Source organism: Hydrogenophaga taeniospiralis, assembly GCF_020510445.1.
In the GTDB taxonomy this organism is placed as follows: Bacteria; Pseudomonadota; Gammaproteobacteria; order Burkholderiales; family Burkholderiaceae_C; genus Hydrogenophaga.
Window position 1 is genome coordinate 2,180,434 of the sequence record NZ_JAHBAG010000001.1, and the last position, 14,183, is coordinate 2,194,616.

Annotated in this window: 13 protein-coding genes; 5 read left to right on the plus strand and 8 right to left on the minus strand. The window is 68.5% G+C overall.

Annotated features, from left to right (window positions below; genetic code table 11):
• Positions 1-155 precede the first annotated feature (155 nt).
• The 5 genes from urtA (at position 156) to urtE (ending at position 5,913) form a co-directional block, all read left to right on the plus strand.
• Positions 156-1,418 carry an urea ABC transporter substrate-binding protein gene (urtA, locus tag KIH07_RS10465; protein WP_226494677.1) on the plus strand — a complete coding sequence of 421 codons (1,263 nt, stop codon included), beginning with the start codon at positions 156-158 and terminating at the stop codon, positions 1,416-1,418.
• Between the two features lie 176 nt (positions 1,419-1,594).
• On the plus strand, positions 1,595-3,196 hold the full coding sequence (gene urtB / locus KIH07_RS10470; RefSeq protein WP_226491904.1) for an urea ABC transporter permease subunit UrtB: 1,602 nt from the start codon (positions 1,595-1,597) through the stop codon (positions 3,194-3,196).
• Entirely contained in the window at positions 3,193-4,323 is a 1,131-nt protein-coding gene (gene urtC / locus KIH07_RS10475; protein ID WP_413465732.1) for an urea ABC transporter permease subunit UrtC, read from the plus strand. Before urtB ends, urtC begins: the two co-directional genes overlap by 4 nt.
• The gene (urtD, locus tag KIH07_RS10480) at positions 4,320-5,195 is read left to right on the plus strand and encodes an urea ABC transporter ATP-binding protein UrtD (protein ID WP_226491905.1); all 876 of its coding nucleotides are present in this window, start codon (positions 4,320-4,322) and stop codon (positions 5,193-5,195) included. Before urtC ends, urtD begins: the two co-directional genes overlap by 4 nt.
• 25 nt (positions 5,196-5,220) lie before the next feature.
• Positions 5,221-5,913, plus strand: coding sequence for an urea ABC transporter ATP-binding subunit UrtE (gene urtE / locus KIH07_RS10485; protein WP_226494679.1), 693 nt, complete (start codon positions 5,221-5,223; stop codon positions 5,911-5,913).
• 27 nt (positions 5,914-5,940) lie between these two features.
• Here the strand turns inward: urtE and KIH07_RS10490 are convergent, their stop codons facing one another.
• The 8 genes from KIH07_RS10490 to KIH07_RS10525 form a co-directional block, all read right to left on the minus strand.
• A complete protein-coding gene (locus KIH07_RS10490; protein WP_226491906.1) occupies positions 5,941-7,626 on the minus strand; it encodes a response regulator in 1,686 nt (561 codons plus the stop codon).
• A 117-nt stretch (positions 7,627-7,743) separates the two neighbouring features.
• Positions 7,744-8,574: an urease accessory protein UreD gene (locus KIH07_RS10495; protein WP_226491907.1), complete on the minus strand. Its 831-nt coding sequence runs from the start codon at positions 8,572-8,574 to the stop codon at positions 7,744-7,746.
• A gap of 118 nt (positions 8,575-8,692) precedes the next feature.
• Positions 8,693-9,448, minus strand: coding sequence for an ABC transporter permease (locus KIH07_RS10500; RefSeq protein WP_226491908.1), 756 nt, complete (start codon positions 9,446-9,448; stop codon positions 8,693-8,695).
• Positions 9,449-9,461: 13 nt separating this feature from the next.
• Positions 9,462-10,298, minus strand: a complete 837-nt coding sequence (locus KIH07_RS10505) for an ABC transporter ATP-binding protein (RefSeq protein ID WP_226491909.1) — start codon at positions 10,296-10,298, stop codon at positions 9,462-9,464.
• Positions 10,299-10,387: 89 nt separating this feature from the next.
• A complete protein-coding gene (locus tag KIH07_RS10510) occupies positions 10,388-11,419 on the minus strand; it encodes an ABC transporter substrate-binding protein (RefSeq protein WP_226491910.1) in 1,032 nt (343 codons plus the stop codon).
• A gap of 180 nt (positions 11,420-11,599) precedes the next feature.
• The gene (locus KIH07_RS10515; protein WP_226491911.1) at positions 11,600-12,490 is read right to left on the minus strand and encodes a hypothetical protein; all 891 of its coding nucleotides are present in this window, start codon (positions 12,488-12,490) and stop codon (positions 11,600-11,602) included.
• Positions 12,483-13,565, minus strand: coding sequence for a 3-phosphoserine/phosphohydroxythreonine transaminase (gene serC, locus KIH07_RS10520; protein ID WP_226491912.1), 1,083 nt, complete (start codon positions 13,563-13,565; stop codon positions 12,483-12,485). The genes KIH07_RS10515 and serC overlap by 8 nt, the downstream gene beginning before the upstream one ends.
• 4 nt (positions 13,566-13,569) lie before the next feature.
• A complete protein-coding gene (locus KIH07_RS10525) occupies positions 13,570-14,076 on the minus strand; it encodes a hypothetical protein (RefSeq protein WP_226491913.1) in 507 nt (168 codons plus the stop codon).
• Positions 14,077-14,183: the final 107 nt, after the last annotated feature.

Genomic DNA, 14,183 nt, shown 5'->3' on the forward strand with positions numbered 1-14,183 from the left:
CCAGGCCACCGCATACGCCACCCGGCGTACATACGCCCTCCAGGCTTCTCCATAGCATCCCCCTGTCCGCTGTGAATCCCTCTTTCAAGGGCGGTTCGGCGGCAAGGTCCACCCATCAACCGGATGTTTTTAGAACCCCCTGGAGAAGCGCCATGATGCAACGTCGATTCACCCTCAAAGCCCTGACGGTCGCCACCGCCCTGGGCGCTTTCGGCCTCTCGGCCCACGCGGCCGACACGATCAAGGTCGGTGTGCTGCACAGCCTGTCGGGCACGATGGCCATTTCGGAAACCGTGCTGAAAGACGTGGCCCTGATGACGATCGACGAGATCAACGCCAAGGGCGGCGTGCTGGGCAAGAAGCTGGAGCCCGTGGTGGTCGACCCCGCTTCCAACTGGCCGCTGTTCGCCGAAAAGGCCAAGCAGCTGATCGACCAGGACAAGGTGGCCGCCGTGTTCGGCTGCTGGACCTCGGTCTCGCGCAAGTCGGTGCTGCCGGTGTTCGAAGAGAAGAACAGCCTGTTGTTCTACCCGGTGCAGTACGAAGGCGAAGAGCTGTCCAAGAACGTGTTCTACACCGGCGCCGCGCCGAACCAGCAGGCGATTCCCGCCGTGGAGTACCTGATGAGCAAGGACGGCGGCTCGGCCAAGCGCTGGGTGCTGCTGGGCACCGACTACGTCTACCCGCGCACGACCAACAAGATCCTGCGCGCCTTTCTGAAAGCCAAGGGCGTGAAGGAAGAAGACATCATGGAGGAGTACACCCCCTTCGGTCACTCCGACTACCAGACCATCATCGCCAACATCAAGAAGTTCGCGGCCGCTGGCAAGAAGACGGCCGTGGTTTCCACCATCAACGGCGATTCCAACGTGCCGTTCTACAAGGAGCTGGGCAACGCCGGCCTGTCCGCCAAGGACGTGCCCGTGGTCGCCTTCTCAGTGGGTGAAGAAGAGCTGCGCGGCGTGGACACCAAGCCGCTGGTGGGCCACCTGGCCGCCTGGAACTACTTCATGAGCGTGAAGAACCCGACCAACGCCGAGTTCACCAAGAAGTGGGCCGCCTACGCCAAGGCCAAGGGCATCGCCGGCCACAAGGACAAGCCGCTGACCAACGACCCGATGGAAGCCACCTACATCGGCATCAACATGTGGGCGCAGGCGGTCGAGAAGGCCAAGTCCACCGACACCGACAAGGTGATCGCCGCCATGGCCGGCCAGACCTTCAAGGCACCAGGTGGCTTCACGTCCACCATGGACAAGGAAAACCACCACCTGCACAAGCCGGTGTTCATCGGTGAGGTGAAGGCCGACGGCCAGTTCAACGTGGTCTGGAAGACGCCGGGCCCGGTGGTCGCCGATCCGTGGAGCGACTACATCGCCGAGAACAAGGGCAAGAAGAACATGCCGATGGTGAAGTAAGCACCCCCCGCGCGCCTTCGGCGCTCCCCCCTCTCTCGCCTTCGGCGGGAGGGGGGCGACACCTGGGGCCGGCGGAGCCGGACCCTCGGTGTCCCTGGGTTTCGGCGTGGTTGGCGTTGGCCTTGCGGATCTGTTTGCGCACCGTGCGTGGCCTGGTATTTGGTTGAGGAACTTCCATGAAATTTCATTGGCTCCGGCTTCTGGGGCTGGGGTTGGCGCTGTGGCTTGGCATGGGTGCCGCCCATGCGCTCACGCCGGCCGACGCGCTGGCGCTGGTGGCGGGTGAGACGGACGACCGCATCACCACCCTGAACCGCCTGGCGTCCGGCAGCGATGACAAGGCCGCGGCCCTGATCCAGGCCATGGCCGACGAGCGCGTGCGCGTGGTCGGCGAGCGGGTGCTCATGGTGCAGGGCGAGAGCGCGGTGGACGCCGTGACCGGCGAGGCCCTGGCCAGCGTGCCCGAAGAGGCCGAAGACGTGATGGTCAACAACCGCCTGCGCAGCGCCATGGAAACTGCGCTGGCGGGCATGCAGCTGTTTGGCGCGCCGCCCGAGCGCCAGCGCGAAGCGGCCCAGAGCCTGCAGCGCAACGCCTTCGACGAGCCCGACGCGTCGCAGCTGCCGCTGATCAACAAGGCCCTGGCCGGCGAGCTGGATGCGCAGGCGCGCCAGACGCTGGAGCTGGCGCGGGCCGCCGTGCGGCTGGCCAGTGAAGACGAGGCCCAACGCCTGGCCGCCGCCGAGAAGCTGGGCGAGGCGCGCCAGGCCATCGTGCGCCCGCTGCTGCTGCAGCGGCTGGAAACCGAAGAGCGCGCGCCGGTCCAGGCCGCGTTGAAGGCTTCGCTGGCCGCGCTGGACCGCTCGCTGGCCATCAGCAGCGCGCTGGGCCAGGCTTTCACCGGCCTCAGCCTGGGCAGCATCCTGCTGCTGGCCGCGCTGGGCCTGGCCATCACCTACGGCCTCATGGGCGTGATCAACATGGCCCACGGCGAGCTGATCATGATCGGCGCCTACGCCACCTGGCTGGTGCAGTCGTTTTTCCGCGAGGCGCTGCCCCAGTGGTTCGACTGGTACCTGCTGGTGGCCATGCCGCTGGCCTTCATCGCCTCGGCCCTGGTGGGCGCGGCGATGGAACGCACCGTGATTCGTTTTCTGTATGGCCGGCCGCTGGAAACGCTGCTCGCCACCTGGGGCATTTCGCTGGTTCTGATGCAGGGCGTGCGCAGCCTGTTTGGCGCGCAGAACGTGGGCGTGGAAAACCCGGGCTGGATGAGCGGCGGCGTGACCCTCATGGGCAACCTCAGCCTGCCCTGGAACCGCATCATCATCATCGGCTTCGCGGTGGCGGTGCTGGTGGGAGTGACGCTGCTGATCGGCAAGACGCGCCTGGGCCTGTTCGTGCGCGGCGTCACGCAGAACCGGCCGATTGCTTCGTGCATGGGCGTGAACACCGCGCGCATCGACACCTACGCGTTCGCGCTGGGCTCGGGCATCGCCGGGTTGGCGGGCTGCGCGCTCAGCCAGATCGGCAACGTGGGCCCCGACCTGGGCCAGAACTACATCGTGGACTCGTTCATGGTGGTGGTGCTCGGCGGCGTGGGCCAGATCGCCGGCACGGTGTACGCCGCGCTGGGCCTGGGCGTTCTCAACAAGCTGCTCGAAGGCTGGGCCGGCGCCGTGCTGGCCAAGATCGCGGTGCTGGTCTTCATCATCGTCTTCATCCAGAAGCGGCCGCAGGGCATCTTCGCGATGAAAGGAAGAAGCGCCGAAGCATGACCAACATGTCCACACCTCCCGTTCCCGCATCCGTGACGCTGCCGCAAGCCGGCCCCTTGCTCACCCGCACCGGTTGGAGCGCTTTCATCGTGGCCCTGCTGGTGGTCTGCGCCGTGGCGCCGCTGCTCAACCTGTTCGTGCCGGCCGGCAGCGCTTTCCACCTCTCCGACTACATGGTCGGCCTGCTGGGCAAGATCATGTGTTACGCCATCTGCGCGCTGGCCATGGACCTGATCTGGGGCTACACCGGCATCCTCAGCCTGGGCCACGGCCTGTTCTTCGCGCTCGGCGGCTATGTGATGGGCATGTACCTCATGCGCCAGATCGGCACCGACGGCAACTACAAGAGCGAGCTGCCCGACTTCATGGTCTTTCTGGACTGGAAGGAACTGCCCTGGCACTGGGCGCTGTCCGACAGCTTCATCGCCACGCTGCTGCTGATCGTGCTGGTGCCGGGTGTGGTGGCCTTCGTGTTCGGCTACTTCGCCTTCCGCTCGCGCATCAAGGGCGTGTATTTCTCCATCATCACGCAGGCGCTCACCTTCGCCGCGCTGCTGCTGTTCTTCCGCAACGAGACCGGGCTGGGCGGCAACAACGGCTTCACCGATTTCAAGCGCATCCTGGGGCTACCGATTGCCACGCAGGGCATGCGCATGGCGTTGTTCGTCATCACCGGCCTCACCCTGCTGGGCTTTTTCCTGTGGGCGCGCTGGCTGGTGGGCAGCAAGTTCGGCCGTGTGCTGCAAGCCGTGCGCGATGCCGAGAGCCGCGTCATGTTCTGCGGCTACAACCCGCTGCCCTACAAGCTCACCATCTGGACGATTTCGGCCGTGATGTGCGGCATCGCCGGCGCGCTGTACGTGCCGCAGGTCGGCATCATCAACCCCGGCGAGATGAGCACCGCCGCCAGCATCGAGATCGCGGTCTGGGCCGCGGTGGGTGGCCGCGCCACGCTGGTCGGCCCCATCATCGGCGCCTTCATCGTCAACGGCGCCAAGAGCTGGCTCACCGTGAGCTTCCCCGAGTACTGGCTGTATTTCCTGGGCGCGCTGTTCATCGCGGTCACGCTGTGGATGCCGCAGGGCGTGGTGGGGTTGGTGAAGAAATTCCGTGGAGCGAAAGCATGACGCCCGACCTGATGGAAGAAGGCGCGCAGCGCTTTGAAAAACTGCAGACCGCGAGTGTGCCGGGTCAGACCGAGTCGGGTGGCCGCAGCGCCGTCTACGGCCGCATCCACACGCCCGGCGCGGTGGACACCACGCACGGCCGCATCCTGTACCTGGAAGACGTGCACGTGAGCTTCGACGGTTTCAAGGCCATCAACGGCCTGAGCCTGGACATCGCGCCCGGTGAGCTGCGCTGCATCATCGGCCCCAACGGCGCGGGCAAGACCACGATGATGGACATCATCACCGGCAAGACCCGGCCCGACAAAGGCCAGGTGTTCTTCGGCAGCACCATCGACCTGCTGCGTTACCGCGAGGCGGAGATCGCCGCCATGGGCATCGGCCGCAAATTCCAGAAGCCCACGGTGTTCGAGCAGCTCAGCGTGTACGAGAACCTGGAGCTCGCGCTGGCGACCGACAAGCGCGTGCGCCACAGCATGGTGTTTCGCCCCACGGGCGAAGAGAAAGACCGTCTCGGCGAGGTGCTGACCACCATCCACCTCGCCGACAGCGCCGCGCGTTTGGCCGGCAACCTGAGCCATGGGCAGAAGCAGTGGCTGGAGATCGGCATGCTGCTGATGCAGGACCCCAAGCTCTTGTTGCTGGACGAACCCGTGGCCGGCATGACCGACGAAGAAACCGAGCGCACGGCGCAGCTGTTCCTGACGCTCAAGGGCCAACATTCGCTGATGGTGGTGGAGCACGACATGGGCTTCATCCGCACCATCTCGGAGAAGGTCACGGTACTGTGCGATGGGGCTGTGCTGGCCGAAGGCACGCTCGACGAGGTGCAGGCCGATGAACGCGTGATCGAAGTCTATTTGGGCCGTTGAGCCGCACACGGGAAACACCATGAGCCTGCTCGAAGTCAAAGACGTCAACCAGTACTACGGCGGCAGCCACATCCTGCGCAACGTGAGCCTGCAGGCCGAGCTGGGCCAGGTCACGGTGGTGCTGGGCCGCAACGGGGTGGGCAAGACCACGCTGCTGAAATCGCTGATGGGGCTGGTGCCCATCAAGAGCGGCAGCATCACGCTCGACGGCGTCGCGATCACCAAGGCCACGCCCTACGAGCGCGCCCGGCTGGGCATGGGATTCGTGCCGCAGGGGCGCGAGATTTTTGGCCGCCTCACGGTCGAGGAAAACCTGCTGATGGGGCTGGCGACCAAGAAGGGCGGCACGCCGATTCCGGCCGAGCTGTTCGAGCTGTTTCCGGTGTTGAAGCAGATGCTGGGCCGCCGCGGTGGTGACCTCTCGGGCGGGCAGCAGCAGCAGCTGGCCATCGCGCGCGCGCTCGCGGCCGGGCCGAAGCTGCTGATCCTGGACGAACCCACCGAAGGCATCCAGCCCAACATCATCAAGGACATCGGCCGCGTGATCCGCATGCTGGCCGACCGCGGCAACATGGCCATCGTGCTGGTGGAGCAGTACTACGACTTCGCCGAAGCGCTGGCCGACCGCTATGTGGTGATGGAGCGCGGCGAGGTCATCGCCAGCGGACCGGGTAGCGAGATGCAGGCCAAAGGCGTGCGCCAGCTGGTGGCGATTTAGGCCAGGGCAGCAGCGGCGCAATGGCCGCTATACCGCGGTCACCTTCCCCAGCAGGCCATCGGGGTTCGGTGGCTTGTAGCCGCCGGGCAGCGACACGCCACCGGCCGCGCGCCCGACGTGGCTTTGTTCCCCCAGGCCCGCGTGGATGTCGCTGCTGCGGTAGCGCTCGCGCATGGCCTGCGCGCGCGCCAGCAGGGCCGCGTGGTCGGGGATGCTGTCCTGGTAGCGCTGCAGCACCAGGTGGGCCGATTCGATCAGCTTGGCATTGAGCGTGCGGGTGGCGTCCGCCAGCAGTTTCTCCACCGCGCCCCGCGGGTCGCCCTGGAGGCTCAGCGTCATGGCTTCCTCGGTGAGCTTGAGGATCTGCGCGTGGGCTTCGCGGACGCGGTCGGCGAACTCCGAGCGACCGACCGCCGCGCAGGCCAACAGCTCGGTCAGCGCCTTGCTGGTGCAAAAGCGCAGGCCCAGCGTGTCCACGGCCGCGTCCACCTCGTAGAGCTGGATCGAGCGCCGGGCCAGCTGGGTCATGAGGGCGAGCAGGTTGCTGGCCGATTCGAAGTCGAACTCGGGCTGGGAAATGGTCCTGGCCCAGTGCCGCACGTCGTCGAGCGCGCGGGCGGTCTGGTAGGTCTGGATCGACACCAGGGTCTGGGCCATCTCCAGCAGGCGCTGCGGGCGAGGGTTGTCCGGGCTGCGGTCGCGCAGGTGTTCGAGCTGCTCCACGCAGCGCATCAGGCCGCGCTGGTCGTTGTTGTCCAGCCGCTCAAAGGCCAGCAGCAGCAGCGCCTGCGGGTCGTAGAACTTGGAGTCCAGCCCGAGGCGGGTGGCGCGGTCGAGCAGTTCCACGCCCTCTTCGCGGTCCCCGGCGTAATAGGCCATCATGCCGTGCTTGAGCAGCCGGTTGACCGACGAGGGCGTGAGCTGGGTGGACATCCGGAAGGTGGCCAGCGCGTTCTGGAAGTTGCCCAGCTCGAACTGCGCGCGCCCCATCACGTCGTAGGCGTCGGAGTAGCCGGGCTCGGCCTCGATCAGGCCCTCCAGGGTGGTGGTGGCGCGCTGCGGGTAGCCCGCTTCGAGCTGTGCCCGCGCCACGCCCAGGCGGGCCCAGGGCAGGGTCTTGGCCTCCACCACCGCCTCGTAGAGCTTCTGCGCTTCGCTCAGGTGGCCGTTGCGCAGCATCAGCTCGGCGCCAATGCGCGCGGCGTACAGCCAGTACGGCCCGCGGGACTCGAAGCGCTTGCGGCACAGGTCGGCGGCGTGCTCGAAGGCCTCGCGCTCGATGGCGGTGAAGATCTCCTTGAGCGCCTGTTTGCGCACCCGCGCCTGCCGGATGCGCTCCACCAGGCCGGCCGCGGTGTGGGGCTTGAGGATGTAGGCGTCCAGCGCCGACTCGGCCGCTTCGGCCACCTTGCTGTACGACGACTCGGACGTGACCATCACGAACACGGTGTAGTAGGGCAGCAGCTGGTTGCGCCGCAGGTCGTCGAGCAGGTCCTGCCCGGTGATTTCCTCGCGCTCGAAATACTGGTCGCAGATCACCACGTCGTAGCTGCCCATCTCCAGCTTGCGGCGCGCGTCGGCCAGCCTGGGGCACTGCACCACCGTGCCCACACCGCACTCGCGCAACTGCGACACCAGGATGGAGCGCGACAGCGGGTTGCTGTCCACCACCAGCGCGCGGGCGTCTTGCAGATCGCTGTAGGTCACGGGCATGGTGTTGGGGTGGGTGGAATGGGCACGGGCAGGGGGGCTTATCTTTCATTCTGCACAGCCTGGCGCGCGCCAAACGCCGGAACTGCGGCGCAAAGCGGGGGCTTTTCCGGCCCGGGATCAGACCCGCCAGATGCGCGGTGGGGTGGCGCCGAGCCCCCAGGCGGCGGGGCGCAGCGCGGCCCAGACCCGCTGCAGACGGGCCATCAGGGGCTCCACCAGCGGGGCCATGGCGCGCACCACCAGCGTCTGCGGGTTGGGGCAGGTGGCGCCGGTCAGCACCCCGTCGGCCCCGCCGTCGAGCGCGGCGCGGGCCACCTCCAGCAGCTGTTCGCGGCGCTCCCGGCCGAAGGCCGTGCCGCTGGCCAGCAGCAGCGTGCCCAGGCAGCGCTGGCCGCCCAGCCCCAGCGGGGAGTCCAGCAGGCGCGAGTCGGCCGCGTCGATGCGCGCCTGCTCCAGCCACAGCCCGGGGATCTCCAGCCGCTGGCTGAAGCTGCCCTGGGTGAATGGCTGGCCGGCCAGGGGCAGGCCGAGCGCGGTCACGTCCCAAGCCATCAGCTCGGCGCCTTCGGCCAGCGTGGCGCGCAGCGTGTTGTGCGCCGAGCAGCCGGGGTAGGCCAGGGCTTCGAGCGGCAGCCATTCCAGCCGCGCGCCGGCGTCCAGTGTGAGCGCCACCCGCTGCGTGGCGGGCAGCCCGTCGGAGGCGTAGAAGCGGGTCGCGCCCGGGGTGCTGATGAGGCCATGGGCGCCGCTGCCCACGTGCACCGCCACCTCCAGCACGTCGCCCCCCACCAGGCCACCGGGCGGGTGGATCAGCACGTTGTGGCAGACCGCATCGCCCTCGGGGTAGAGGCTCTTGAAGATGCGCAGCGGGCCGTCGTGTTCGTGCCGCAGCACCGTGCGCTGGGCGGCCAGGCGGTAGTCGAGATTCAGGTGGGCGTGCCAGGGCATGGGAGGAAGTGTAGGGGGCGGGAGCGAGCGGCAGCCCCACCCAGGACACCGCGGAACCGGCTCAGCCGGGCCGCCAGTGTCGCCCCCTGGGGGGTGACGCCGCAGGCGGCGCGGGGGGTCATCTCCTGTGCGCCCAGCCGGTGGTGTGTTTCTCGATGAAGCTGAACAGCTCGTACATCGCCATCGCCATGGCGCCCACCACCAGCAGGCCGCTGAAGGCAAGGCCCATCTGCATCGACGAACCGGCCGAGATCAGCAGGTAGCCGATGCCCTCGTTGGAGGCCGTCATTTCCGACACCGTGGTGCCCACAAACGCCAGTGTGATCGCGACCTTGAGCGAGCCGAAGAAGTAGGGCATGGAGCGCGGCAGGCCGACCTTGGTCAGCACGTCCCAGCGCTTGGCGCCCAGCACACGCAACACGTCTTCCAGCTCCGGCTCCAGCGTGGCCAGGCCGGTGGCGATGTTGACCATGATGGGGAAGAAGCTGATGAGGAAGGCGGTCAGTATCGCCGGGCCGGCGCCGATGCCGAACCACACCACCAGGATCGGCACGAAGGCCGCCTTGGGCAGGGCGTTGAACGCCGTCATGAGCGGGTACACCGACGCATAGGCCAGGCGCGAGCTGCCGATGAGAAAGCCCAGCAGCACGCCCACCACGATGGCGATGCCAAAGCCCGCCATCGTCACCCAGTAGGTGCGCCAGGCGTGGCCGAGGATGGTGGCCTTGTGCTCCAGCGTCTGCTCCCAGATGCGCGAAGGGCTGGGAAAGATGAACTCCGAAACACCGAAACCGCTGGTGATCACCTCCCAGACCACGACGATGGCGATCAGCAGCAGAAAGGGCGACCAGCGTTCGACTTGTTTCTTGTTCATGGTGTGGCACCGTTCACTGGTCGACAGGGGCGCGCAAGGCCCCAATGTGTCCGCGCAGTTCATGCACGATGTCGCTGAAGTCCTTGGTGTAGGTCACCTCCAGGTCGCGCGTGCGCGGGATCTCGATCTCGCGCTTCACCACGAAACGCCCGGGGCTCTTGCTCATGCAATACACCGTGTCGGCCAGGAACACGCTCTCGCGCAGATCGTGCGTGACCAGGATGACGTTGAAGCGCTGCGCTTCCCAGAGGTCGCGCAGCGTGCACCAGAGCTCTTCGCGCGTGAAGGCGTCGAGCGCGCCGAAGGGCTCGTCGAGCAGCAGCATCTTGGGCTCGTGGATGAGGGCGCGGCAGATGCTGGCGCGCTGCTGCATGCCGCCCGAGAGCTCCCACGGGAACTTCTTCTCCATGCCACCCAGGCCCACGCTGGCCAGCAGCTTCTTCGCCCGCTCCTCGTATTCCTTGCGCCGGTCCTTGAACTGGCTGCGATACGGCTCGACGATCTCCAGCGGCAGCAGCACGTTGTCCAGCGTGGTGCGCCAGGGCAAGAGCGAGGGCGCCTGGAAGGCCATGCCCGAGATCTTGAGCGGGCCGGTCACCGGCTGGCCGTCGATCCAGATCCGGCCCATGCTCGGCATCTTCAGCCCGGTGGTGAGCTTCATGAAGGTGGACTTGCCGCAGCCCGAGGGGCCGACGATGGCGATGAACTCGCCCTGCTTCACCTGCAGGTTGATGTCTTCGACCGCGAAGACGTTCTGGGCCAGCAGTTCGTCGTTGTAGGCGAGCCAGACCTGGTCGAATTCGACGAAGGGCTTGTCGCTGACGGCGGGCGTGGGGGTGGCTTCTGGCATAGGGTGGTTCTGAAAAAAGGCCAGCGGTCACGAAAGGGCGCCCGCCCGCGCCGCAGGCGTCTGGCGCGCGCCGGTGCTGTTCGCGGGCGTTATTTCTTCGCGGGCGGCAACACGTTGAGCTCGGCGGCCGGGGGCAGCATGGAGCCGTCCCAGATGGCGGCGGGGTTGATGCGGGTCTTGGTGGCGTAGGCGTCGGACACCTGGGACGCCATCAGCGAGAGCCGCCCGGCGTTGACCTGGCCAAAACCTTCCTTGCGCGCGTCGGGGCTGGCCACCACGGAGTCGATCGCGAGCTGCAGGCGGCGCGTTTCCAGCGCCACGTTGATGATGCCGTCGCGCGCCTTCACGGTGTCGATGCCGGCCGCTGGGTTGGCCATGACGTCCCGCGCGCCCTTGGTGAAGGCGCTCAGGAAGGCTTTGATGGCGGCCGGGTTTTCCTTGATCAGCTTGGGGCTGGCGATGATGGCGTTGCCGTAGACCTTCACGCCGTGGTCGGCGTAGGGCAGGATCACCACGTCGGCGGCTTTCACGCCACGCGCTTCCAGGTTGAGCAGCGACGTGAACGAGAAACCGGTGATGGCGTCGATGTCGCCGCGCACCAGCATGGTCTCGCGCAGCGGCGGGTCCATCGAGGTCCAGGCGACGTTGCTCACGCCGTTGGCCTTCTGGAAGATCGGGAAGGCCTTGCGGCCGGCGTCGAACACCGGCGCGCCGAGCTTCTTGCCGCTCAGGTCGGCGGGCTTGGTGATGCCGCTCTTCTTGAGCGCCAGCACGGCGGCGGGCGTGTTGTTATAGACCATCATCACGGCCACGGGTTTGTTCGGCGCGTCCGGGTTGTTGGCGTGGAACTCCATCAGCGCGGCCATGTCGGCAAAGCCCATGTCGTAGGTGCCCGAGGCCACGCGGGTGACGGTGCCGCCCGAGCCGTTGCCCGAGTCCACGCTCACGTCCAGGCCGGCGGCCTTGAAATACCCCTTGGCCACGGGCTGCAAGAACAGCGCGGCCGGGCCTTCAAAGCGCCAGTCGAGCTGGAACTTGATCGGCGTCTGCGCCTGGGCACTGCCAAAGGCGGCTGCGGCGGCCAGGGCGGCGGTGGTCTTGAGGAAGAGGCGCTTGTTCATGGGGGTCTCCGTGGCGAGGGCGTCGGGCGCGGGCGGCCCGCATCCAGGGCATTGAGCAAAAACAATGCCAAGCGCGTGCGAACCCGGGGATGATTGAACACAGAATGTGTATACAGATACTTGGCCATGCGAAGACGCTTGTCATCATGGCTAACCCTGAAACGGTGCGCGCCGGTCAGGTCATGCACCGTTTCGGGGTGTTGGGCTGTCGAGCGGCGCCGCCAGGGCGCGGTTGATCGTGCGGATCAGGTCCACGCCGAGGGCGCTCAGCCCCCGGTGCAGTTGGATCAGGTCGGCGCCGGCGTGCCGGCGGGCCAGGGCTTCCGGGGCGCTGTGGATGCCGCCCACGCTGATCAGGCAGGTCTCGCGCGGCACGGCGCGGGCCACGCGGCGCAGCGCTTCGAGGGCGGCACCGGCGTCGCTTGCGCCCTCGGCGCTGAGCAGCAACCCGGCCGCCCCGCGGGTGACGAAGTCGGCGGCCACACGGGCGCCGTCGGGGCCCTCGGTCCAGGCCATGGGCAGCTTCACGACGATCGGTCGGCGTGGCCGGGCGGGGGTTGTGTCGAGCGCGGCGGCCACGGTGGCCACCAGGTGGGCGAAGCGCGCCGCCGTCGGGGGCGCGCGGCCCGGGTTGAGCGTCAGGTAGTCCACCCAGGGCGGGAGGGGCTGCAGGCCGGCGAGCAGCTCGTCCTCGGCCTGCGCCCAGGGGGTCGTGGGGTGCCGGCCCAGGCTGAGGCCGCAGACGGCGCGCGGTGCGGCGGACGCCTGCGGACCGGGGTGGCCCGGTCGGATAGGGTCCATGCCGGTGCCGCACAGGTCGGGGCCGGCCACGGTGCCCAGTTCCACGTGCCCAAGGCCTAGCCGGTGGGCGTGACCGAGCAGCGCGCCCTGGGGGTCGAAGCCCGCCGCCAGGCCCACCGGGCCGGGAAAGTCCAGGCCCATCTGGCGCAGCGCCGGGCCCGGCCAGGGGCACCGCTGTGGCGCGTTGCGGGCGGCATCGAGCAACTGCGCCAGCGCCAGGCGCGTGCGGCGGGCCAGGGGCGTTTCACCCTCGGTGGCGGGCTCAGCCATGGTTGCGCTGGAACGCCCTCAGGAACGACATCAACGCCGACACCGCCGCTTCGGGCGTGCCGTTGTACAGGCTCACGCGCAGACCCCCCAGGTCCGGATGGCCCTGCAGATCGAACAGGCCGGCGGCCCGCGCCTGTTCGAGGAAACGGGGCGTCAGGGCCGGGTCGGCCAGGCCGAAGCAGGGGTTGATGCGCGAGCGCCAGGCCGGATCGACCCCGGGCCGGTAGAAACCGCCGCTGGCGTCCAGGGCCTGGTAGACCGCCTCGCTGCGCCGGGCAGCGGTGTGTGCCATCGCCGGCACGCCACCCTGCCGTTCGATCCAGCCCAGCATGGCGTGGGCGACGAAGATGGCGAACACCGGTGGTGTGTTCAGGCGCGAGTCGGCGGCGGCCAGGGCGGTGTAGTTCATGACGCCGGGCACGCTGGGCCGGGCGCGGCCCAGCAGCTCGTCGCGCACGACCACCAGCGTCAGCCCCGGCACGCCCAGCGCCTTCTGGGCGCTGGCGTACAGCAGGCCAAGGTCGGTCCAGTCGATTTCGCGGGTGAGCAGGTCGGAGCTCATGTCGACCACCAGCGGCCAGGGGCTGGCGGGCAGCCGGGGCCACTGCCAGCCGTCCGCGGTCTCGTTGCTGGTGAGGTGCAGGTAGGCCACCGGCGCCGTGTCCGGGGATGGGGCGCTGGGGTCCAGGGCATCGTGGCGCAGGCTCACGACCCGGGCGTGGCGGGCGGCCTCGGCCGCGGCCCGCCGCGACCAGTGGCCGGTGTCCATGTGGGCGGCGGCATCGTCGGGACCCAGCAGGTTGAGCGGCACCAGGGCGAACTGCGCGCTGGCCCCGCCCTGCATGAACAGCACCTGGTAGCCCGGCGGGATGCCCAGCAGCCGCCGCAGGCGGGCCTGGGTCTCGTGCTGCAGTTCGCGAAACGCCTCCGAGGTGAAGGGCAGGCTCAGCACCGGTCCCCCGCCGCGCCAGGACCGGCAGGCCTGGGCCACCTCGTCCACCACCTCCGGCGGCAACGGGCCGGCCGCCGCCGAGAAGCTGTGGCCACCCGCAGGAGCGGCGGATGGTCCGGCCACCGGATCAGGGCAGCAGGACACCGCCATGGGACCCTGCGGCCATGAAGAACAGCAGCGGGACCGACAGCATCGTGTTCACGCGCGCCGACAGGAAGGTGATGCGCGAGCAGCGCAGGCGCTGCTCGATGGGGGCGGGTACGAAACCGAGTACGCGCTTCTGGTTCGGCCACAGCACGAACCACAGGTTGCACACCATGATCACGCCCAGCCACAGGCCGACGCCGATGGGCGCCAGCCCGCCCTGCAGGCCCAGGGCGCCGGGCAGCGTGCCGCGCAGCCCCAGCATGGCCAGCCCGGTGCCCAGCGTGAGCAGCGAGGCGTAGCGAAACGTGCCGTGCTCGCGAGCCAGCAGGTCGCGCTGGCGCGGACTGCCGGGGTCTGCGAGGTCGGACGCCGCCAGCGGCAGGTAGCGCGGGCGTGTGATCGCGGTGGCGTAGTTGTGGCCGATCCACACCAGCGCGCCAGCGAAGTGCGCCCAGCGCAGCAGCAGGTCCAGCAGGAAGATGTCCATGCCCAGGCTCCGTCAGGCGCCGCCCAGCAGGCGCAGCAGGGCCGCCAGCACGGCGGTCAGGGCCACGCCCATCAGCACCGTCAGCAGGGCCGAGTCCAGGGGATGGC

Bases quoted from the DNA above. Each gene is read 5' to 3' on its own strand.
- urtA (WP_226494677.1), top strand. From the start codon at position 156: ATGCAACGTCGATTCACCCTCAAAGCCCTGACGGTCGCCACCGCCCTG.
- urtB (WP_226491904.1), top strand. From the start codon at position 1,595: ATGAAATTTCATTGGCTCCGGCTTCTGGGGCTGGGGTTGGCGCTGTGG.
- urtC (WP_413465732.1), top strand. From the start codon at position 3,193: ATGACCAACATGTCCACACCTCCCGTTCCCGCATCCGTGACGCTGCCG.
- urtD (WP_226491905.1), top strand. From the start codon at position 4,320: ATGACGCCCGACCTGATGGAAGAAGGCGCGCAGCGCTTTGAAAAACTG.
- KIH07_RS10490 (WP_226491906.1), bottom strand. From the start codon at position 7,626: ATGCCCGTGACCTACAGCGATCTGCAAGACGCCCGCGCGCTGGTGGTG.
- KIH07_RS10495 (WP_226491907.1), bottom strand. From the start codon at position 8,574: ATGCCCTGGCACGCCCACCTGAATCTCGACTACCGCCTGGCCGCCCAG.
- KIH07_RS10500 (WP_226491908.1), bottom strand. From the start codon at position 9,448: ATGAACAAGAAACAAGTCGAACGCTGGTCGCCCTTTCTGCTGCTGATC.
- KIH07_RS10505 (WP_226491909.1), bottom strand. From the start codon at position 10,298: ATGCCAGAAGCCACCCCCACGCCCGCCGTCAGCGACAAGCCCTTCGTC.
- KIH07_RS10510 (WP_226491910.1), bottom strand. From the start codon at position 11,419: ATGAACAAGCGCCTCTTCCTCAAGACCACCGCCGCCCTGGCCGCCGCA.
- KIH07_RS10515 (WP_226491911.1), bottom strand. From the start codon at position 12,490: ATGGCTGAGCCCGCCACCGAGGGTGAAACGCCCCTGGCCCGCCGCACG.
- KIH07_RS10525 (WP_226491913.1), bottom strand. From the start codon at position 14,076: ATGGACATCTTCCTGCTGGACCTGCTGCTGCGCTGGGCGCACTTCGCT.